Annotated in this window: 22 protein-coding genes and 1 tRNA gene; 12 read left to right on the forward strand and 11 right to left on the reverse strand. The window is 69.8% G+C overall.

Annotated elements, in window-relative coordinates:
* Window positions 1–37: 37 nt before the first annotated feature.
* Window positions 38–517, forward strand: a complete 480-nt coding sequence (locus ACFVR6_RS13140) for a hypothetical protein (RefSeq protein WP_386963705.1) — start codon at window positions 38–40, stop codon at window positions 515–517.
* Here the strand turns inward: ACFVR6_RS13140 and ACFVR6_RS13145 are convergent.
* Both ACFVR6_RS13145 and ACFVR6_RS13150 read right to left on the reverse strand, forming a co-directional pair.
* Window positions 495–1316, reverse strand: coding sequence for a class II aldolase/adducin family protein (locus ACFVR6_RS13145; protein ID WP_386963707.1), 822 nt, complete (start codon window positions 1314–1316; stop codon window positions 495–497). The two genes, ACFVR6_RS13140 and ACFVR6_RS13145, sit on opposite strands and share 23 nt — an antisense overlap.
* A gap of 243 nt (window positions 1317–1559) precedes the next feature.
* Window positions 1560–2138, reverse strand: coding sequence for an isochorismatase family protein (locus ACFVR6_RS13150; RefSeq protein WP_386963709.1), 579 nt, complete (start codon window positions 2136–2138; stop codon window positions 1560–1562).
* Window positions 2139–2688: 550 nt separating this feature from the next.
* Here ACFVR6_RS13150 and ACFVR6_RS13155 point away from each other — a divergent pair.
* From ACFVR6_RS13155 to ACFVR6_RS13165, 3 genes are all read left to right on the forward strand, one after another.
* Window positions 2689–3825, forward strand: coding sequence for an alpha/beta hydrolase (locus ACFVR6_RS13155; protein WP_386963711.1), 1137 nt, complete (start codon window positions 2689–2691; stop codon window positions 3823–3825).
* Between the two features lie 48 nt (window positions 3826–3873).
* Window positions 3874–4269 (forward strand): VOC family protein, encoded by a 396-nt coding sequence (locus ACFVR6_RS13160; protein ID WP_386963713.1) that lies wholly within the window; start codon window positions 3874–3876, stop codon window positions 4267–4269.
* A gap of 184 nt (window positions 4270–4453) precedes the next feature.
* Window positions 4454–4936, forward strand: coding sequence for an FBP domain-containing protein (locus tag ACFVR6_RS13165; protein WP_386963715.1), 483 nt, complete (start codon window positions 4454–4456; stop codon window positions 4934–4936).
* Window positions 4937–5026: 90 nt separating this feature from the next.
* On the opposite strand, the gene ACFVR6_RS13170 is transcribed toward ACFVR6_RS13165, so the two are convergent.
* From ACFVR6_RS13170 to ACFVR6_RS13185, 4 genes are read right to left on the reverse strand one after another with little or no spacing between them, the layout of a single operon-like run.
* Window positions 5027–5416, reverse strand: coding sequence for a VOC family protein (locus ACFVR6_RS13170; RefSeq protein WP_386963717.1), 390 nt, complete (start codon window positions 5414–5416; stop codon window positions 5027–5029).
* A 5-nt stretch (window positions 5417–5421) separates the two neighbouring features.
* Window positions 5422–5703 (reverse strand): ArsR/SmtB family transcription factor, encoded by a 282-nt coding sequence (locus ACFVR6_RS13175; RefSeq protein ID WP_386963719.1) that lies wholly within the window; start codon window positions 5701–5703, stop codon window positions 5422–5424.
* 33 nt (window positions 5704–5736) lie between these two features.
* Window positions 5737–6702: a CPBP family intramembrane glutamic endopeptidase gene (locus ACFVR6_RS13180; protein ID WP_386963721.1), complete on the reverse strand. Its 966-nt coding sequence runs from the start codon at window positions 6700–6702 to the stop codon at window positions 5737–5739.
* Window positions 6699–7541 (reverse strand): alpha/beta fold hydrolase, encoded by an 843-nt coding sequence (locus ACFVR6_RS13185; RefSeq protein WP_386963723.1) that lies wholly within the window; start codon window positions 7539–7541, stop codon window positions 6699–6701. Before ACFVR6_RS13185 ends, ACFVR6_RS13180 begins: the two co-directional genes overlap by 4 nt.
* A gap of 231 nt (window positions 7542–7772) precedes the next feature.
* On the opposite strand from ACFVR6_RS13185, the gene ACFVR6_RS13190 reads away from it, so the two are divergent.
* On the forward strand, window positions 7773–8633 hold the full coding sequence (locus ACFVR6_RS13190; protein WP_386963725.1) for an alpha/beta fold hydrolase: 861 nt from the start codon (window positions 7773–7775) through the stop codon (window positions 8631–8633).
* 91 nt (window positions 8634–8724) lie between these two features.
* On the forward strand, window positions 8725–9378 hold the full coding sequence (locus tag ACFVR6_RS13195; protein ID WP_386963727.1) for a site-specific integrase: 654 nt from the start codon (window positions 8725–8727) through the stop codon (window positions 9376–9378).
* Window positions 9379–9434: 56 nt separating this feature from the next.
* Here ACFVR6_RS13195 and ACFVR6_RS13200 read toward each other — a convergent pair whose 3' ends face one another.
* From ACFVR6_RS13200 to ACFVR6_RS13210, 3 genes are all read right to left on the reverse strand, one after another.
* Window positions 9435–9680 carry a hypothetical protein gene (locus tag ACFVR6_RS13200; RefSeq protein WP_386963729.1) on the reverse strand — a complete coding sequence of 82 codons (246 nt, stop codon included), beginning with the start codon at window positions 9678–9680 and terminating at the stop codon, window positions 9435–9437.
* A gap of 9 nt (window positions 9681–9689) precedes the next feature.
* The gene (locus ACFVR6_RS13205; RefSeq protein ID WP_386963731.1) at window positions 9690–10460 is read right to left on the reverse strand and encodes a hypothetical protein; all 771 of its coding nucleotides are present in this window, start codon (window positions 10458–10460) and stop codon (window positions 9690–9692) included.
* 111 nt (window positions 10461–10571) lie between these two features.
* Window positions 10572–10645, reverse strand: a tRNA-Pro gene (locus ACFVR6_RS13210).
* A 140-nt stretch (window positions 10646–10785) separates the two neighbouring features.
* Here ACFVR6_RS13210 and ACFVR6_RS13215 point away from each other — a divergent pair.
* From ACFVR6_RS13215 to ACFVR6_RS13225, 3 genes are all read left to right on the forward strand, one after another.
* Entirely contained in the window at window positions 10786–11367 is a 582-nt protein-coding gene (locus ACFVR6_RS13215) for a GNAT family N-acetyltransferase (RefSeq protein ID WP_386963732.1), read from the forward strand.
* A gap of 61 nt (window positions 11368–11428) precedes the next feature.
* Window positions 11429–12133, forward strand: coding sequence for a lysoplasmalogenase family protein (locus tag ACFVR6_RS13220; protein WP_386963734.1), 705 nt, complete (start codon window positions 11429–11431; stop codon window positions 12131–12133).
* Window positions 12130–12504 carry an RNA-binding S4 domain-containing protein gene (locus tag ACFVR6_RS13225; RefSeq protein WP_386963736.1) on the forward strand — a complete coding sequence of 125 codons (375 nt, stop codon included), beginning with the start codon at window positions 12130–12132 and terminating at the stop codon, window positions 12502–12504. The genes ACFVR6_RS13220 and ACFVR6_RS13225 overlap by 4 nt, the downstream gene beginning before the upstream one ends.
* An 8-nt stretch (window positions 12505–12512) precedes the next feature.
* On the opposite strand, the gene ACFVR6_RS13230 is transcribed toward ACFVR6_RS13225, so the two are convergent.
* Window positions 12513–13184 carry a TetR family transcriptional regulator gene (locus ACFVR6_RS13230; RefSeq protein WP_386963738.1) on the reverse strand — a complete coding sequence of 224 codons (672 nt, stop codon included), beginning with the start codon at window positions 13182–13184 and terminating at the stop codon, window positions 12513–12515.
* 194 nt (window positions 13185–13378) lie between these two features.
* Between ACFVR6_RS13230 and ACFVR6_RS13235 the strand changes: the two genes are divergently transcribed.
* Entirely contained in the window at window positions 13379–14830 is a 1452-nt protein-coding gene (locus ACFVR6_RS13235; RefSeq protein ID WP_386963816.1) for an MDR family MFS transporter, read from the forward strand.
* Window positions 14831–14965: 135 nt separating this feature from the next.
* Here ACFVR6_RS13235 and ACFVR6_RS13240 read toward each other — a convergent pair whose 3' ends face one another.
* Window positions 14966–15874: an NUDIX domain-containing protein gene (locus ACFVR6_RS13240; protein ID WP_386963741.1), complete on the reverse strand. Its 909-nt coding sequence runs from the start codon at window positions 15872–15874 to the stop codon at window positions 14966–14968.
* 245 nt (window positions 15875–16119) lie between these two features.
* On the opposite strand from ACFVR6_RS13240, the gene ACFVR6_RS13245 reads away from it, so the two are divergent.
* Together ACFVR6_RS13245 and ACFVR6_RS13250 are read left to right on the forward strand one after the other, a co-directional pair.
* Window positions 16120–17955 (forward strand): ribonucleoside triphosphate reductase, encoded by a 1836-nt coding sequence (locus ACFVR6_RS13245; RefSeq protein ID WP_386963743.1) that lies wholly within the window; start codon window positions 16120–16122, stop codon window positions 17953–17955.
* Window positions 17952–18680, forward strand: a complete 729-nt coding sequence (locus ACFVR6_RS13250) for an anaerobic ribonucleoside-triphosphate reductase activating protein (RefSeq protein ID WP_386963745.1) — start codon at window positions 17952–17954, stop codon at window positions 18678–18680. Before ACFVR6_RS13245 ends, ACFVR6_RS13250 begins: the two co-directional genes overlap by 4 nt.
* Window positions 18681–18794: the final 114 nt, after the last annotated feature.

The raw sequence follows: 18794 nt of genomic DNA on the forward strand, positions 1-18794 counted from the left end.
TGGTCGCTGCGGCGCCGCCACCGCTAGCGTGGACACCGTGGGGTTCTCACCGCTCGGGCTCGGCGTGGCTGTCGCCGTACTCGCGCCCAACCTGCTGCTGGTGTGGCTGCCGCCCCGGCAGCCGATGCCGACCGCACAGGTGCCGCGCGTGCTCGGCTGGCTCGAACGCACCGGGCAGGTGTTGTGCCTCGTGCTCCCGGCTGTCATCGCACCCGGCGCACTGAGGTGGGGCTGGGCGCTGCCGGCCATCGCCGCGCTCGCGGGGTACTACGGCCTGTGGGGTCGGTACCTTCGGCGCGGCCGCTCCGGCCCCGCGCTCTATGCCCCGCTCTGGCGGATCCCGGTGCCGATGGCGATCCTTCCCGTAGCGGTGTTCCTCGCCTCGGCGGCGTGGCTCGGCAACGCCTGGCTGGCCGGTGCCGCGGTGATCCTGGCTGCGGGGCACATCCCCGCCGCGCTGATCATCGCCCGCGGCGCCGGCGAGCGGCCCGAGGTCAGGCGATCCAGGGCGAGGTGACGCCGAATGCCTTCGCGACGGCGCGGATCTCCTCGAGGCTGAGCCCCTCGGCCTGACCGCCGCCGGTGAGGTTCATGTACTCGTACTTGGCGCCGGTCTCGGCGTACTCCACGCGGTCGACCGCGCGGGTGGCGGAGAGGTCGGAACGGGACATGACGCCGTGCTTGCTCCACAGCACGATCTCGAAGTCGCGGAGCCCCTGCACATTGGCATCCATCAGCTCGTCGGAGCCGGGGACCATGAACTCCAGCACGCCGATGCCGCCGGGCAGCGCCACGATCGATTCCGGCTCCCAGCGCAGGATGCGGCGGTTCATCGTCTCGTTGTCGCGGTACTGCGGCACGTGGCTGAGGTAGGTCAGGTGCGGCGGCTGCGCGTGCACCACGGCGTGGAACGGGAGGTTGCGCCTGCCGACCTGGTCGTCGTGCACGGCGAGGTGGGAGTTGAACTCACTCGTGAGCTTCTCGAACTGGCGCTGCGGCGACGTGAGCATCTCGGCGTGGATGCCGTCGGCCTCGACGATCACGGCGGCGATCGCCGCGACGGGGTTGTCGGCGATCTGGCGCAGGCGCCGACCCGACCCCGTCACCAGGAGCGTGCGGCCGGCGAGCGCGGGAGCCGCCAGCGGCAGCTCGATGCGCTCGGAGATCGGGAAGACCTGCCGCACGCGGGGCAGCTCGTCCAGGCACAGCGAGATGTTGCCCGCACCCGCTTCGCTCGCGTCGATCTCGCAGATGCGGTGACCGGCGGCCCCCATGTTCGCGAGGTACTGCTCGATGGTGGGGCGGTCGACGGTCATGGTCACTCCTTGAAGACGGTCCGTTGTGAATCGTTTCAATCCTATGTGTGGTCAGACCACGGCGTCAACAGGTTGTTGCCCTGAGAGTGCTGCCGAACTGCGGGGATCTGCCGAAACGAGGGCCGCTCGCGCCCAAACATCCGCATCTCGGCAGATCTCCGCATCCGGGCGACGGGCGCCAGGCGACGGGCGTCGGCGCACCGGCGCCACCGAGCCCGCCGGCGACCGGTTCTGCGTACGGCGTCAGACGACTGCGGCGACCCCGGTGCGCTCAGCGGTCGTCACGACGCAGGCGAACCCGCGCGCGGCGAGGATGCTCTCGGTGCGGCGCATGATGTCCTCCCCCGACACGGCCCCGTAGCCGTCGCCGGCGGCGATGGCCGAGGTCGTCGTGGCATCCGTGACGAACTCCACCGCGAACCCGAGGTCGCTCGCGACGCGCACCGTGGTCTCGCAGCACTGCTCGGTGCGGATGCCGCAGATCACGAGCCGCTCGACGCCGTGCTCCGCGAGCCGGCTCTGCAGGTCGGTGGACGTGAAGGCGTTGACCGTGGTCTTGGTCACCTGCAGCTCGTCCGGGCGTGGCTCGAATTCGGAGACGACACGCACGAATCCCTGTTCGGGGTCGAAGACGCCGCCGGTGCCCGGCTCGGAGTGGGTCACCCAGACGACGAGGTCGCCGTCGGTCCGGGCGCGATCGACGAGCATCGCGATGTTGTGGAGCACGCGCGGATTCGCGGTCGCGGCCCACTCCTCGGTGCGCTGGCGGAAGGACTCCTGCGCGTCGATGACGAGCAGGGCGGTGCGCGGGTGCTGGGTCATACCGGCATCCTCGCCCATCGCGCGGGGGTGCGGCGAGCGGCGGACCGGCCAGCATCCGCGTCATTCCGGCCAGGCGCAGATCCCCTTGGGCAAAGAGAAAGCCCCGACCGTTACCACGCGGCCGGGGCGAGACGAATGAGAGTTCGCCTATCGAGGACTAGCCTACCCTGCCCAGAGCCCCGAGCGCGCCACGCGGCGTTGCGCGCCTCCCCCTGCCGGGAAGCGGCGGCGGCGAGTACTTTGGAGGGACGCGCCCCACCAACCCTGTAATCGGATAGAGCATGGCGCCGGACTCGAAGACTGCAACGCTGCAACTCCTGGGTTGCTGGCGGCTCGTGGCCGAAGGGCGCACATGGGATGTGCCCGGACGCGACCAGAGGGTCATCGCCGCCGTCGCCCTCCTCGATCCACTTCCACGGCGAAGGCTTGCCGAGTTCCTCTGGCCGAACGGCACGAGCGACCGGGCCCGCGCCAATCTGCGGGTGAACCTCTCCGACATCCGGTCGGGGTACCCCGGCATCCTGGCCGGAGATCAGGAGGGAACGACCGTATGGGCCTTCTCATCACCGCCACGATCTGGGCGCTCTTCGTCGCCGTCTCGGTGTGGTTGCCCCGCGCCCGTGGCCGCCTGGGCTTCGCCGTCTTCATCCTCACCGTGGCATGCAACGAGATCCCGTCGGTGCTCCTCCTCGTGTTCGTCGCGTCCGTCGCGGCGACGCTCGCGGATCCCTCGCTGCGCGGCGACGCCGCGACGCTCCCGGCTCTCGCGCTCTCCGCTCTGGTCGCGGCGGCGCTCGTGTGGCTGCAAGTGCGCGCCCGCTCCGCACGTCCCGCGCTCGCGCTGGCTCTGAGCGAGGGACTCGGCCCGCGCTGGCGGTCCAGCATCCGTCCGGAGTTCGACAGCGCGCCTACCCCGTCGCCGTGGCTGGGCGGCATCCTCATGCCCTTCCAACGGCACACCGCCGGAGTCACACGCGTGCGCAACATCGCATATGCGCCCGGCGGCCGCGCGCACCTGCTCGACGTCTTCGCGCGCAACGACGGGACGCGCGGGCGCCCCACCCTCATCCATCTGCACGGCGGTGGGTTCGTCTCGGGCGGAAAGAGCCGCGAGAGCATCGTGCTGCTCAATCAGTTGGCTCAGCACGGGTGGGTCTGCGTCAGCGCGAACTACGGTCTGCGGGCTGCGGCGAGGTTTCCGCTGTCACTCATCGACGCCAAACGGGTGATCGCCTGGGTGAGGGAGCATGCCGAGGAGTACGGCGTCGACGCGCGCCGGATCTACCTGGCCGGAGCGTCCGCCGGCGGACACCTCGCGCTCTCCGCCGCGCTGACTGCCGGCGAGAGCCGATATCAAGCAGGATTCGAGGATGCCGACACCACCGTCGCGGGAGTCGTCTCGCTCTACGGCTACCTCGGTGGGCGTGGCCAGGACCCCGCCGGCGATCCTGCTCGACTGAGGGGCGAAGTGCCACCCGCGCTCATCATCCAAGGCGCGAAGGACTCGGCCCTCCCTGCGGCGGTCGCGCGATCGGTCGCCGACGCGCTGCGCGAGCGGTCGGCCGGTCCCGTCGTGTACGTCGAACTGCCGCAGACTCAGCACAGCTTCGACCTGTTCGCATCGGTGCGTGCTCGCGTCGCCGCCAACGCGATCGAGTCGTTCCTCGACGGGGTGCGATCGGTGTGAGCCAGACCCGGACCCTCGCCACATTCCCGCCGTCGCTACGCTGGCAGGATGACTGCTCCCCGAGACGCTCACCTCCGGGTGGCCAGGCCCACCGCAGACATGGATGCCGCTGTGCGGTTCTGGATCGAAGGGCTCGGCATGGAGCTCGACGGCCGACAGCCAGGAACGACCGGCACGCTGGAAGAGCTGGCCTTCCTCGGCTGGCCGGGGGCGAGCTGGCATCTCGAGCTCGTGCGTGACACCGAGCTGCACCCCACGCCCACCGACGAAGACCTCCTCGTGCTGTACCTGGAGGAGCCGATCGACGAGCACCTGCTGGCGCGTATCGAGCAGGCCGGCGGCCGACGCGTCGGCGCTCGTAACCCCTACTGGGACGTGAACGGCGTCACGATCGCCGATCCCGACGGCTACCTGCTGGTGCTCTCGACTCGCTCCTGGCCCTGATGCCTTCACTCGCGCGTAGGCTTGCCTGGTGAGCTTCCAGGAGGTGGTCGGCGCCCGTATCGCCGGCATCAGGGCGTGATGCCCCCGGTCGTGTCGTTCGACGCGGCCGCCATCACAGACCCCTGAACCCCTCCGCCCGTGCGGCGCGCCATGATGCGCCCGGGCATCAGCGAAAGAGATCACCATGCTTCCCATCACGGAGAAGACCCTCCGCGCATCCTTCGTCAACGCGTCCCGCAAGGAGGTCAGTGACCTCAGCCTCCCGGCAGGCTTCGAGACGCTCGACTGGGATCGACTGGACTTCCTGGGCTGGCGCGACCCGAAGATCGGCCGGCGCGCGTACGCCGTGGTGCCGTCGCTCGAGGGCGACCTCATCGGCATCCTGCTCCAGCAGGCGACCGCGTCACCGCGATCGCGCGCGCAGTGCGCGTGGTGCAACGACGTCACGCTCCCCAACAGCGTCGTGTTCTACAGCGCCAAGCGCTCCGGCAAGGCGGGGCGCAACGGCAACACCGTCGGCACGCTCGTGTGCGAAGAGTTCCAGTGCTCGCGGAACGTGCGCCGCACTCCCCCGCTCGCCTACGAGGGTTATGACGTCGAGGCCGCGCGCCAGCGACGGGTCGAAGACCTGCAGCTTCGCGTCGCGTCGTTCGCCGCGGAGGTCTAGTCCCCAGTCCGCGGTCGCGCGAAGACGTCGATGCCGCCGAAGAAGGTCCCGCGCGCGATCGTCAGCGGCCCGATTCGGCGCAATCGGTGCTCACGCGGGGCTCGTGAGCTGGATCAGGTTTCCGCAGGTGTCGTCCAGCACCGCGGTCATCATGGGCCCCATGGCCGTCGGAGCCTGAGTGAATTCCACGCCCCGCGCCTGCAGATCCGCGTGGACGGCGACGACATCATCCACGGCGAACGACGTGAACGGGATGCCATCCTGGACCAGCGCCTCCTTGAACGCTTTCGCGGCAGGGTGCGCGTCGGGCTCGAGCAGAAGCTCGACGCCCTCCGGCTCCGCGGCGCCGACGACAGTCAGCCACCGGTACTCGCCGAGCGAGATGTCCGTCTTGGGGATGAAGTCGAGCATGTCGGTGTAGAAGGCGAGCGCCTTGGTCTGGTCATCGACCAGCACACTCGTGACGTTGATTCTGGGCATCGGTGCTACTCCTTCGGTTTGTGCAGTGGCCAGCGGTCGACGATCGAGCGCAGCGGCTCGGTGTCCAGGTGATGGATCTTCGTGCGCCCCTCACGGCGCGAGCGGACCAGACCCGCGTCTTCCAGCACCGCCAGATGCTGCGAGATGGCCTGACGCGTCGACGTGCTGCCGTGCCGCATCGCCAGGCGCGAGCAGATCTCGAACAGCGACTGACCGTCACGCTCTGTCAGCTCGTCGAGGATCGTCCGCCGGGTCGGGTCCGCCAACGCCTTGAAGACATCACCCATACGGTGATGATAGGCAAGCGAACACTTGCATGTCTAGAGTCCCTGCTGCGCGCCGACCACCACCGAACCCGCAGCCTCCCGCGTCGCCCCCGTCGCGGCTGTGCTGGGCGTGCGTGCGGGCCCGGAGCGTCGGGTGAGCATCCACACCACCACGGTCGCGAGGACGATCACGGCAGCCGGCCCGAGCGTCAACAGTCCGTCCTCGACCGCGCCGGCCGAACGATCCGCCGCAGCCTGCAGGTCCTGCCGCAGTGCTGCCTGCAGCGTGAACGCCAGCGTGTTGAGGCCGGCATGCAGCACGATGGCGACCTCCAGGCCGCCCGTCCGCCAGGTGATCAGCGCCGTCCCGACCGCGAAGATGAGGTACCAGAGGTTCAGCCACATGTCCGTCGCCAGATGGATGACGGCGAACACCGCGCTGGAGACCAGGATGCCGACGACAAGACCCGCCCGCGCCCCGCGCGCCCATCCACCGGCGACGCGGAAGACGAGGCCACGCAGTCCGTACTCCTCCCCCGCGGCCTGCAGCGGCGTGAGCAGAAGCGTGGCGACGATGAACCAGAGCACGTCGGTGTTCGTCCAGACCGGGCTCTCCGGGATCGGGCCCAGGGATTGCAGCGTCATGAGCACGATCCACGCCGGGACGACGAGCACGAGCGCGCGGCCGAAGATGTCGAACCGGAAGCGCGAGATCACCGAGGTCAGCGATGCTCCCCTCACGCCGTACAGCCAGCGCTGCAGCAGCATGCTCCACGGGATCAGGAACGCCACAGATACCATGTGCACGGCCTGCGCGAGGGGCAGACTCATCTCGCGCTCGTCGCCGCGTATCGCGGCATCCACCGCCCCCACAGCGGCGTTCAGAAGCAGGCTGAAGCCCACCATTCCGCCGATGAGCAGCACGATCGTGAGGATGCCGCGACCGATGCGACGCTTCTCTCCGGCGAGAACGCGGTGGTACTCCACATCCGCCGGGACAGTGTCGATGCGCTCGTTCATGAGCGCAGGAAGCCGGTCAGTGCGGCGTTGACCTCGGCGGCGTGCGTCCAGAGCAGACCGTGCGGCGCCCCCTCGATCTCGACGTACTCGGCCTCGGGGAACGCGGCGTGGAAGCGACGCGCGGTGGCGTCGATCGGAAGGATGTTGTCCGCGGTCCCGTGCAGGATCAGCGCCGGCTTGCCGCTGGCGCGCACGGCCTCCACGTCGGCGCGGAAGTCCTCGATCCAGGATGCCACGACGGCGTAGGCCGCGACGGGGGCGCTGGAGACCGCGACGTTCCAGCTCGCCGTGACCACTTCCGCGCTGATCCGCGTGCCGAGGTTGTCGTCGGCGTTGTAGAAGTCCGAGAAGAACTGCGTGAACCAGGCGTACCGGTCACCCCGCGCGGCATCCTCGATGCCGTCGAAGACCTGCTGCGGCACGCCGTCGGGGTTGTCGTCGCGGGCGACGAGGAACGGCTCGAGCGAGGCGAGGAAGGCCAGCTTCGCCACACGGTCGTGCCCATACCGTGCGACGTACCGGGCGAGTTCCCCGGTGCCCATGGAGAAGCCGACCAGCACGGCGTCGCGCAGGTCCAGCGTCTCCAGGATCGTGTTCAGGTCGGTCGCGAACGTGTCGTAGTCATAGCCGGAACCGACTTTCGATGACTGCCCGAATCCGCGGCGGTCGTAGGTGATGACCCGGTAGCCGGCGGCCAGCAGCTCGCGTGTCTGGCGCTCCCAGCTGTGCCCGTTCAGCGGGTAGCCGTGGATGAGGACCACCGGCTGGCCGGCGCCCTGGTCCTCGTAGTACAGCTCGACGGGGGTGCTGTTCTCGTCGCCGACAGTGATGTAGCCCATGTTCTCGCCTTTCCGTGTCGCCCGACCCGATGCCGGGCGCTCACGACAAGAGAAACCTGTGTGGTCGCCACACGGTCAAACACCCGTTGGTGGCCCGGAACCAACCTCCTTGCCTGCCGCTTGACCCTGTTGTGAGAACACGGCCTTGGCTTGATCACCGAGGCGATGAGCAGGCCGACCACCCCGGTGCGGCCGCACCTCGCCGCATCCGATCGATCCAAGGAGCACCCCATGCCCACCGTCCACCACCGCACCATCCGCGTCGACGACCTCGACGTCTTCTACCGAGAAGCGGGCCCCGCCGACGCTCCCGTCCTCCTGCTGCTGCACGGATACCCGACGAGCTCGCACATGTTCCGGCATCTGATCCCGGCGCTGGCCGACCGATACCGCGTCATCGCGCCCGACCACATCGGCTTCGGCCGCTCGTCCGCTCCCGCCGTCGACGACTTCCCGTACACGTTCGACGCGCTCGCCGACGTCACCGCCCGGTTCCTCGAAGAGGTCGGCGTCACGCGATACACCGTCTATGTGCAGGATTATGGCGCGCCGGTCGCCTGGCGACTGGCGCTGCGCGATCCGGCGGCGATTGAGGGGATCATCTCGCAGAATGGCAACGCCTACGTGGAGGGTTTCGTCGACGACTTCTGGGCGCCGATCTGGGCGTATGGAGCCGACCCCTCGCCCGAGAACGAGAGCGCCCTGCGCCCGGCGCTCGAACGGGCAGCCGTCGAATGGCAGTACACACACGGTGTGCCCGACCCGACGACGGTCGATCCGGATGCCTGGGAGCACGACATCGCCCTCTTGCGCCGGCCCGGAGTGGACCGAGCCCAGCTGCACCTCTTCGGCGACTACGCCACCAACCGCGAGCTCTACCCCCGCCTGCACACGTGGCTCCGCGAGACGCAGGTGCCCGTGCTCGCCGTCTGGGGCCGCAACGACGAGATCTTCGATGCCGCAGGGGCCGAGGCCTTCCGTCGCGACGTGCCGAACGCCCGCATCGAGCTGCTCGACGCGGGACACTTCCTCCTCGAGTCGAACCTCGACGACGTCGTGGAGATCATCCGCGACTGGCGCGGCGGGTTCTGACGCGCTCCGCGGGCAGGTCGAGGACATCTCGGATGCCGCGCACCGGAGCGGCGATCCCAAGGCCGACACCGCGGAGGCGCGGTTCTTATCGGTGGAGGAGGTGAACGCTCTCGCCGCCGAGCTGAGGGGCCAGCCGCCCTACGACCTCCTGGTGCGCTTCGCGGCGCTGACGGGGCTACGCGCGGGCGAGGTAGCGGCACTCCGCATCCGAGACATCGACATGCGCCGAGGCGAAGTGAACGTCAAGCTCAACAAGACGCACACGAGCAAGGGCTACGTCGTCGGCGCTCCGAAGACCGCTCGCGCCGTGCGCACCGTGCCGGTCCTGGACGAAGTGCTTTATCGCGACCTCGGGCAACATCTGCGCGCTCACCCGCACCGCGACGACCTGGAGGCAGGGCTGTGGCCGGGGAAGGTGCCGGGGCACAACCGCCTGAGCTACGACCGAGAGTTCGACCCGAAGGGGTTCTACCGGTACACCTTCAAGCCTGCGTGTGATCGAGCGGGACTCGGAGGTCTCCACTTCCACGAGCTACGCCACACCTTCGCCACGCTGGCGCTGGAGAGCGGTGCGCTGGACATGCACGAGCTGTCCCGGGCCATGGGGCACGCGAGCTACGCCATCACCGACAAGGTATACGCGCACCTGCGCCCACGGGACTACTCGCGCCATCGCACTGCGTTCTCGGCTCACATCGCAGCCGGGAGCACCGGCGCCGCGGCGCTCGTCGCCATCGCTGGCTGACGTGCTGGGGGAGTTCGACGACGCGTGACCAGACCACCGCCACGTGTCGCGAGGCTCTAGCTCTGACGGTCGCGCCGATTGGCGACGTGACGCGCTGACAGCTGAAGCAGCGGACGAATCGCACCCCGAGCCGCGCCCAGCAGGTCGTAGTCGCTGTGCAGGTCGCCACCACCCCTGCCGCGCATGAAACCGACCGTCCATCCGTCCGCGTCCCGCTCGAAGGTGATGCCGAAGCCCTCCTGCTCGCCGAGCGCGATTAGCTCTCCAACAGCGCGGAGCGTCTCATCATCGAAGTTCGCCATGTCACCCTTCTACTCGGCGTCCCGCAGCAACTTCTGAGCGGTGCGGACTACGAGCACCGTCGCTTGTGCGGCTGCGAACGCATCCACATCCGCGATGTCTCCGTGGGTCACCTTCTGCGCGAGGTCCCACACTGCTCGCATCGTGGCTCGTAACTCTGCCTTGTCCGGCCCGAGTGCATATTTCGCCAGGAACAGGTCGAACCACGCTTTGGCGTCCCCAGCCTTCGGTGCACCCTGCCGCGCGGGCACGATTGCCGGATCAGCGATCAGCTTGCCGAAGTCGATCAATATCTCGCGACTGCGTCTTCCCACGTCCTGCCACCCATCGCGATCTCGCGCGGTGGAGTACTCCTCGATCAGACCTGAAATGCGTCCGTTCAGGTTCTCCCATGTCGGCGTGTCGTCGTCCGCGCCGGGGTCATGAATGCCGCCACGAGCCTCGACCTGATCAAGCTGTTCGAGGGCAGCATGGGTCAAGTCCCGGATGTAAGCCCGCCGCTCCTGGTAGCTGGCGAGGTTCTGCGAGTAGTACCCGTACCAGTCCCACAGTCCATTCCAGGGGAACGGCGGTTGAAGACCCAGCCGCCGAAAGTTCGCGTTGAGGGTGCGGGTATCCCGCTGCCATATGGCATCCACGTTCTGGATGCGCTCGCCACCTGTGCCGACAGCCAGGATCGTGTTGGCCTGCGCTTGGAGAAGCCCTCTGAGCGTGTCGATATCCACCACAGGAGGGCTCTCGTGGCGGCTGGGATCGAACAGCCCGTCTATCGCGTCGCTCACACCCACATCATGGCAGCGGATTTGGACAGAGGGAGTCCTTTTGGAGTCCTCGGCGATTCCCGGACATGCAGAAGGCCCGGAACCTCTTGCGAGATTCCGGGCCTATTCCGGTCGGGATGACAGGATTTGAACCTGCGACCCCTTGACCCCCAGTCAAGTGCGCTACCAAGCTGCGCCACATCCCGGTCTTCTGCTGCCCGCACGCGGACAACTCCCCTATCCTAGCCGCTCCGCGCGGCGCGCGCGAACCGACGCGCAGCCCGGGTGCGGCGCCCCTCATCAGCAGAGCCTTGTCGGAGTCGGCACCCGCCGCTACGGTCGCGGCATGGCCGAGATCACCATCCAGGCGGCGACCCCCGACCGCTTCGACGACATCCAACACGCGTTCGCGGGCGGCGGCGACGGAGCCGGCTGCCAGTGCGTGTGGTGGCTGCTGCGCGCCAAAGACTGGGATGCCACGACGGTGGACTCCCGGCGCGACATGTTCCGCGCCGAGGTCGATGCCGGCCCACCGCCGGGCCTGCTCGCCTACATCGACGGCACCCCCGCGGCGTGGGTGCGGGTGGGTCCGCGCACCCGGCAGCCTCGCCTCGCGCACACCCGCAACTATGCGGCGAGTCCCGACCCGTTCGACGATCCGAGCGTGTGGGCGGTCAGCTGCTTCGTGGTGCGCCGCGAGTTCCGTGGCCAGGGCCTGAACCGGGCACTCCTGGATGCTGCGGTGGACTTCGCCCGCGACGGCGGCGCGCGCGTCGTCGAGGCGTACCCGATCGACGTGCGGGTGCAGAAGACGAGCACCAACGACCTCTACCACGGCGCACTGTCCACCTTCGAAGCCGCCGGGTTCCACGAGGTCGCCCGACCGAAACCCCACCTCTCGATCGTGCAGCGCGACCTCGCCGGCTGAGTCGCGGGCACGCCGCGCGGCGGAACCGTACGATGAGAGCCATCCCGCCCGAAGGAGCGCCGTGCTGCCCGAGTCCCCCTCCCCCGTGACCACGACCGACCGACCCGCTGTCGCCGGCTCGTGGTGGTGGGGCTTCGCCGTCTACGCGGTGGTGTCGCTGGCGCACGTCGTGCTCCTGGCCGTCGATTCCGACCTGGCGTATCCGACCAAGCTCGCGCTCATGCCCGCGCTCGCCCTCGCCACGATGTGGGCGCTGCGCGGCACGCGCTGGGGCGCTCCCCACTCGGTGCTCATCATGGCGCTCGCACTGTCGTGGCTCGGCGACGGCGCCGCCTTCTTCTTCCCGTTCTTCGACGACGAGCTGCCCATGATGCTGCTCACGTTCGGTCTCGCGCACGGGTGCTACATGGCCCTGTTCTGGCGCTACATCGCCGAGCGACCGCTCCCGCGGTGGTCGGCGGTCTACGCCGTGTGGTGGATCGTGCTCGTCCTCGTGCTCTGGCCCCTGCTCGGCTCGCTCGCCGTGGGTGTCGCGATCTACGGACTGGTCCTCGGCGGCACCGCGGTAGCGGCGACACGGTGCGACCCGGCCGTACTCATCGGCGCCATGTTCTTCCTGGCATCCGACACCCTGCTCGCCTTCGACATCTTCGTGCCCGGCGCCCCCGAGGTCCTCGGCGTCGCGGTCATGGTGACGTACACGATCGGGCAGGGCCTCATCGCGTTCGGCGCCGTGCGGTTCCTGCGTGCAGGGATGCCACGATGACGGATGCCGCCAAGCCCGCCCGCGTCGACGCGTGGCTCTGGGCGGTGCGCGTGTACAAGACGCGGTCCGCGGCGACGACGGCGTGCCGCGCCGGTCACGTGCGCGTCAACGGCGAGCGCGCCAAAGCGGCGCAGCCGGTGCGGCCCGGCGATGAGCTGCGCGTGCGGGTCGCCGGCTTCGACCGCATCCTCGTGGTGCGCCAGACCATCACCAAGCGGGTGGGTGCGGCTCTGGCGGCCGCGGCCGTCGACGACCGCACGCCGCCACCGCCGCCGCGCGAGCTGACGGCGTTCGTTCCGACCCGCGACCGCGGCGCCGGGCGACCGACGAAGCGCGAACGGCGCGAGACCGACCGGCTCCGCGGCCGCTGAACAGCGGGTCAGCCGCGGCCGTCCACCGCTTCCATCTGATGGGCGTAGGTCGCGAGTCCGCGCCGGAGACCCAGGTAGATCTCCCGCACCGATGACGTCTGGCCGAGCTCGACGCGGCGCGCCCACTCGTCGAACGCGAGACGCACCGTGCAGCTGACGGCGGTGATGAGCGCCCGCGCGGTGAGCACGTCACCATCGGCCTTCGCCGCGTCGACGGCGGCGTCGGTCAGCGTGTCGGCACTGGCCGCTTCATTGCGCAGGGCCACGGCCAGCAGCGCCGGCTCGGAATGCACGAGGCGCCGCACCCGCAGCGCCCGCTCGTGGGTGTCGGGCCGGGCGTCGAAGGCTTCGAGCAGCTGCAACCAGCCGGTCTCCAGCGCCGCCGCGACCGGCTCACCCGCTCGGATCGCGGCGAGCGTCGCGCGGTGCACGGCCGCCGAGCTGTCTTCCTCGGGAGCGAAGGCGGCATCCTCCTTGGTGGCGTAGTAGCGGAAGAACGTGCGCGCCGAGATGCCCGCGACGCGGGAGATCTCATCGACGGTGGTCGCGGCGACGCCCTTGCGCTCGAACAGCTCCAACGCGGCATCCGACACCTCGCGCTGCGTCTCGCGTCGCCGTCGCTCGCGCAGCCCGACGGGCTCGTCGTCGAGCTCTTCGGCGTGGGTCGTGGCGCTGGTCATGCCGCCATCCTACAGATTGCGCCAACATGGCACACTCTGTCATGATTGACGTTCTTCGTCGGCGATAGACGCTCGCCGGCCCCCGCTTCCCCCGTCCCGCCGACCGCCGCTGCGCGGTCGCGCGCGCCGCGCATGACAGAAAGACCTTCGTGACCCTCGAGAAGACCCCCACCACCACGGGCGCACAGCCCACGGTGACCCCTCCCGCATCCTCCCCCCGGCCCGGCGTCGTGATCGCGCTCCTCGTGATCTCCGCCTTCGTCGTCATCCTCAACGAGACGATCATGAGCGTGGCGCTGCCGAGCCTCATGGTCGACCTCGCCATCACTGCGAGCACCGCCCAGTGGCTCACCACCGGCTTCCTGCTGACGATGGCGATGGTCATCCCCCTCACCGGCTACCTGCTGGCGCGCTTCCCGCTGCGCGGGGTGTACCTCACCGCGATGAGCCTGTTCATCGCCGGCACGCTCATCGCCGCGCTCGCCCCGGGCTTCGGCATCCTCCTCGTCGGTCGCATCGTGCAGGCCTCCGGCACCGCGATCATGATGCCGCTGCTGTTCACCACCGTGCTCTCGATCGTCCCCGCCTCGCACCGCGGCCGCATGATGGGCGTCATCTCGATCGTCATCGCCGTGGCCCCCGCCGTCGGCCCGACGGTCTCGGGCATCATCCTGTCGGCGTTCAACTGGCGCTGGCTGTTCTGGCTGGTGCTGCCCATCGCCCTCATCGCCGTCACCCTCGGCGCCCTGTGGGTGCGCAACGTCACCGAAACCACCCACGCGCGCTTCGACCCGCTGAGCGTCGTGCTCTCGGCGCTGGGCTTCGGCGGCCTGATCTTCGGACTCTCCTCGATCGGCGAGGCCGCATCGGGCAACGAGATCGTGCCGGTGTGGGTGCCGCTCGCGGTCGGCGTGGCGGGCCTCGTGGCCTTCGTCGCCCGACAGCTGCACCTGCAGAAGACCGACAGTGCGCTGCTGGATCTGCGCACGTTCCAGTCGAAGTCCTTCAGCCTCGCCGTCACCCTCGTCGTCATCGTCATGGCCGCCCTGTTCGGCTCGCTCGTACTGCTGCCGATCTACCTGGCATCCGTCCTGCAGCTGGACACCCTCACGATCGGCCTCATGCTGCTCCCGGGCGGCGTGCTGATGGGCGTCATCGCCCCGATCGTGGGCTCGCTGTTCGACAAGTACGGCCCCACCCCGCTCGTCATCCCCGGCATGATCGTCGCGGCCGCGGCCCTCTGGGGCATGGCCACCTTCGACGCGTCGACCTCGATCGGGTGGATCGTCGCGGTGCACATGACCCTCAACCTCGGACTCGGCTTCGTGTTCACGCCGCTGCTCACCTCGGCGCTCGGCTCGCTGCCGCGCCCGCTGTACCCGCACGGCAGCGCGATCGTCGGCACGATCCAGCAGGTCGCCGGCGCCGCCGGCACCGCCGTGTTCGTCACCCTCATGTCGGTGCAGGCGGCCTCCGCCATGGCCGAAGGGGCGGATGCCATCGCCGCGACCGCCTCGGGCGTGCACGCCGCGTTCTTCACCGGCGCGATCGTCGCCTCGGCGGCCGTCGTGCTGGCGTGCTTCGTGCGCAAGCCCGTCACCCCCGACGACGCCCCGCACGAGGACGCGCTCCCCGTCGGTCACTGACCACCGCGAAGGGTCGGCAGCTCCGTCTGCCGGCCCTTCGTCGTCCGCCGGGGCCGCTCCCCCGTCGCGCGCTGCGGGTTCAGAGGCCCGCAACCCACCACACGCGACAGGCGAGGCCCACTCGGGGTCGCGCGGTCAGGCGCCTGCCGGCAGCAGGTCCAGCAGCCAGCCGGGGCCGCGCACCGCGGCACCGAACGCGCCCACGCGCTCCGACAGCTCACGGTCGGCGGTCACGACCGTCACGCGGCGGCCGAGCGCGGCCAGCCGCGCCGCCTCGGCGACGATCGCGTCATCCCCCGCCGCCTCGGCTCGGACGACACGCACGCCCGGCTCGTCCGCCGCCGCGCGCGCGGCGCCCTCGAGCACCACGGAGACCTCGGGGTACCAGAGCCCGCCCGGCAGATCGAGCGAAGCGCCGGAGACCCCGTCGCGTGCCCACGCGTCGATCCGGGCGAGCAGCCGCGACGCCGCACCGGCCCGATCGCGCCACCAGCCGTCGGGCACCGACCCCACCACGTTCGCGGCATCCACCACCACGGCCGGACGCACGTCGAGCATCGCCCGCAGCGTGGGCCACGCATCGGCGAATCCCGGATGCAGGGGGTACGTGTCGACGTCGGTCACCGGCACCCATGCCAGTTCCCGGCTCTCGGGATCGCTGATCACGGGCTCGAACGGCTCGACGACATCGGCCAGCAGGGTGCCGTAGGTCCAGATGTCGAGGTCCAGCGTGCTGAGCAAGCGCGGCTTCACGGCCGTGCGCGGCACCCCGGCCTCTTCCGCCGCTTCCCGCAGGGCCGCGTCGCACGCGCTCTCGTGCTCGTGGCGTGCACCACCCGGCAGGCCCCAGGTGCCGCCGAAGTGGCTCCACGACACGCGGTGCTGCAGCAGGATGCCGCGCTCGGCATCCACCGCCAGCAGACCCGCCGCGCCGAAGCGCCCCCAGTAGCGCGTGCCGTCGTCGGCGATCACCCAGGCATCCCCCGGGTCGCGCGGCCCGTCGGGACGGCGCGGTTCATCCGGAGCAGGAGGGACGATCGTCACCCTCCCAGCCTGGCACACCCCCGCAGCCGCCCCGCTACGCGCCGCTTATACACCCGGGCCGCCCGCGGATCCGGGAGCGGCGCGCGACGCTGTGCGGCCCCACAAGCGCGATCGCGGCCGCGGCGGCATCCACTGTGGACACTACATATAGGTTGCGCATGAGGTCTGACCACCTACATATAGTGATACTCCCGAACATCTCGCGGCGGCATCCCGTCGCGCAACCCGCGTCCAGAGGACCCGCTATGAGCACCACTCCCCCTGCCCCCGCCCCCCGCTCCGTCACGGTCGGAACGACCATCAACGAGTACCTCTCGCGCGCCGACTGGCGGGTCAACGCCAACGCGAACCAGGGGTACTCGCTGGGCGGCCTGATCCTCAACACCTCAGGCAAGCTCATCGCCAACTACTGGCTCGACGAGGTCTACGCCCCCGAAGCCGGCGCCGCCCACCGCGACGGCGACCTGCACATCCACGACCTCGACATGTTCGCCGGCTACTGCGCGGGCTGGTCGCTGCGGACCCTCCTCGAGCAGGGCTTCAACGGCGTGCCGGGCAAGATCTCGTCCCGCCCGCCGAAGCACCTCACCAGCGCCCTCGGCCAGATGGTGAACTTCTTCGGCACGCTGCAGAACGAATGGGCGGGCGCCCAGGCATTCAGCTCGTTCGACACCTACCTCGCCCCGTTCGTCCGGCTCGACCAGCTGACGTATGCCGAGGTGCGCCAGGCCGTGCAGGAGTTCGTGTTCAACCTCAACGTGCCCTCGCGCTGGGGCACGCAGACCCCGTTCACCAACCTCACCTTCGACTGGACCGTGCCCGATGACCTCGCCACCCAGCGCCCGCTCATCGGCGGGAAGGTGTGCGACTTCACCTACGGCGAGCTGACCGCCGAGATGGCCCTGCTCAACCAGGCCTTCATCGACGTCATGGCCGAGGGCGACGAAGACGGCCGCGCGTTCACGTTCCCAATCCCGACCTACAACATCACCAGGGACTTCGAGTGGGACGACCCGGCCGTCGACGCGCTGTTCGCGATGACCGCGAAGTACGGCCTGCCCTACTTCCAGAACTTCATCAACTCCGACCTCGACCCCCACATGATCCGGTCGATGTGCTGCCGGCTGCAGCTCGACCTCACCGAGTTGCTCAAACGCGGCAACGGCCTGTTCGGGTCGGCCGAGCAGACCGGGTCGCTCGGCGTCGTCACAATCAACTGCGCCCGGCTCGGCTTCGTGCACTCCGGCGACGAAGAGGCGGCGATCGCGCGCCTCGACGAACTGCTCGAGATCGCCCGGGACACCCTCGAGGCCAAGCGCGTCGTGATCGACCGCCACATCGCGGGCGGCCTCTTCCCCTACACGAAGCGCTACCTCGGCTCGCTCGACAACCACTTCTCCACGATCGGCGTCAACGGACTGAACGAGTTCGTGCGCAACTTCACCCGCGACAGCGATGACATCACCACCGACTCGGGCATCGCCCTCGCCAGCCGCCTGCTCGACCACGTGCGCGCGCGCATGGTGGAGTTCCAGGAGACCACCGGCCACATGTACAACCTGGAGGCGAGCCCGGCCGAAGGCGCCACGTACCGGTTCGCGAAGGAGGACATCGCCCGCTACGAGGGCATCCTCCACGCCGGCACCGACGCGAATCCGTATTACACCAACTCGTCGCAGCTGCCCGTGGGCTACACCGACGACGCGTTCGAGGCGATGGCGCTGCAGGAGGGCCTGCAGGGCAAGTACACCGGCGGCACGGTGCTGCACCTGTACATGGGCGAGGCTGTGGCATCCGCCCGCGCCTGCAAGGCGCTCGTGCGCCGCGCGCTGGAGCGCTTCCGCCTGCCCTACATCACCATCACCCCCACGTTCTCCATCTGCCCCGCGCACGGCTACCTCTCGGGCGACCTGCCCACATGCCCTCGGTGCGGCGCCGACTGCGAGGTGTGGACGCGCGTGATGGGGTACTTCCGCCCCATGACGTCCTTCAACATCGGCAAGAAGGGCGAGGCCGCCGAGCGCGTGTACTTCGACCAGAACAAGGACGCGGCACCGCAGCCGGTGGGGGCCTCGGCGTGAGGAGCGACTCCCCCGAGGGTCTGCGCATCGCCGGGCTCACCCGGCTGTCGACGGTGGACTGGCCCGACATGCTGGCGGCGACGGTGTTCCTGCAGGGATGCCCGTGGGACTGCTTCTACTGCCACAACCCGGCCCTCATCCCGCCGCGGGCGGCGGCGGCGCTGAGCTGGGAAGAGCTGGCGGCGTTCCTGGACTGCCGCGTCGGGCTGCTGGACGCCGTGGTGTTCTCCGGCGGCGAGCCGACGATGCAGCCGGCACTGCGGGCCGCGATGGCCGCGGTGCGCGAACGCGGATTCGCGGTCGGCCTGCACACCGGCGGGGCCTACCCGCTGCAGCTCGGCCGGGTGCTGCCGCTCGTGGACTGGGTGGGCCTGGACATCAAGACCACCGCCCACGACTACGCCGCCGTCACGGGGCGCGCCGGCTCCAGCGAACGCGCGTGGCGGTCGCTCGAGCTGGTGCTCGGCGCGCACCTGGCGCGGGAGCACAGCGACCGGCCGCTGGAGTACGAGGTGCGCACGACGGTGCACTCCGGTGCGATCGACGAGCCGGGGCTGGCCGAACTCGGATGCCGCCTGGCCGATGCCGGGGTGCGCTCCTGGGCGCTGCAGCGGTTCCGCGACACCGGCGCGCGTGCGCCGCTCCCCCGCGCCGCCGCCGATGCCCGCCCGGTCGCCCTCGACGGGGTGCCCACCGACCGCTTCGCCCGCTTCGTCGTCCGCTGACCCGCGCGCGTTCCCGCGCGGGACGCACCCTCCCCGCGCGACCGGTCGCCGCCCCGCGACCCCCGGCATCCACGAACCCACACCCAACGCACCAGACCACACCTCCCGCGCGTT

The sequence above is a fragment of the Microbacterium sp. NPDC058021 genome (genome assembly GCF_042885955.1).
Taxonomy (GTDB): domain Bacteria; phylum Actinomycetota; class Actinomycetes; order Actinomycetales; family Microbacteriaceae; genus Microbacterium.

Bases quoted from the DNA above. Each gene is read 5' to 3' on its own strand.
- ACFVR6_RS13180 (WP_386963721.1), bottom strand. From the start codon at position 6,702: ATGAACGAGCGCATCGACACTGTCCCGGCGGATGTGGAGTACCACCGC.
- ACFVR6_RS13185 (WP_386963723.1), bottom strand. From the start codon at position 7,541: ATGGGCTACATCACTGTCGGCGACGAGAACAGCACCCCCGTCGAGCTG.
- ACFVR6_RS13165 (WP_386963715.1), top strand. From the start codon at position 4,454: ATGCTTCCCATCACGGAGAAGACCCTCCGCGCATCCTTCGTCAACGCG.
- ACFVR6_RS13225 (WP_386963736.1), top strand. From the start codon at position 12,130: ATGACGGATGCCGCCAAGCCCGCCCGCGTCGACGCGTGGCTCTGGGCG.
- ACFVR6_RS13245 (WP_386963743.1), top strand. From the start codon at position 16,120: ATGAGCACCACTCCCCCTGCCCCCGCCCCCCGCTCCGTCACGGTCGGA.
- ACFVR6_RS13215 (WP_386963732.1), top strand. From the start codon at position 10,786: ATGGCCGAGATCACCATCCAGGCGGCGACCCCCGACCGCTTCGACGAC.
- ACFVR6_RS13155 (WP_386963711.1), top strand. From the start codon at position 2,689: ATGGGCCTTCTCATCACCGCCACGATCTGGGCGCTCTTCGTCGCCGTC.
- ACFVR6_RS13175 (WP_386963719.1), bottom strand. From the start codon at position 5,703: ATGGGTGATGTCTTCAAGGCGTTGGCGGACCCGACCCGGCGGACGATC.
- ACFVR6_RS13160 (WP_386963713.1), top strand. From the start codon at position 3,874: ATGACTGCTCCCCGAGACGCTCACCTCCGGGTGGCCAGGCCCACCGCA.
- ACFVR6_RS13170 (WP_386963717.1), bottom strand. From the start codon at position 5,416: ATGCCCAGAATCAACGTCACGAGTGTGCTGGTCGATGACCAGACCAAG.
- ACFVR6_RS13190 (WP_386963725.1), top strand. From the start codon at position 7,773: ATGCCCACCGTCCACCACCGCACCATCCGCGTCGACGACCTCGACGTC.
- ACFVR6_RS13150 (WP_386963709.1), bottom strand. From the start codon at position 2,138: ATGACCCAGCACCCGCGCACCGCCCTGCTCGTCATCGACGCGCAGGAG.
- ACFVR6_RS13200 (WP_386963729.1), bottom strand. From the start codon at position 9,680: ATGGCGAACTTCGATGATGAGACGCTCCGCGCTGTTGGAGAGCTAATC.
- ACFVR6_RS13230 (WP_386963738.1), bottom strand. From the start codon at position 13,184: ATGACCAGCGCCACGACCCACGCCGAAGAGCTCGACGACGAGCCCGTC.
- ACFVR6_RS13145 (WP_386963707.1), bottom strand. From the start codon at position 1,316: ATGACCGTCGACCGCCCCACCATCGAGCAGTACCTCGCGAACATGGGG.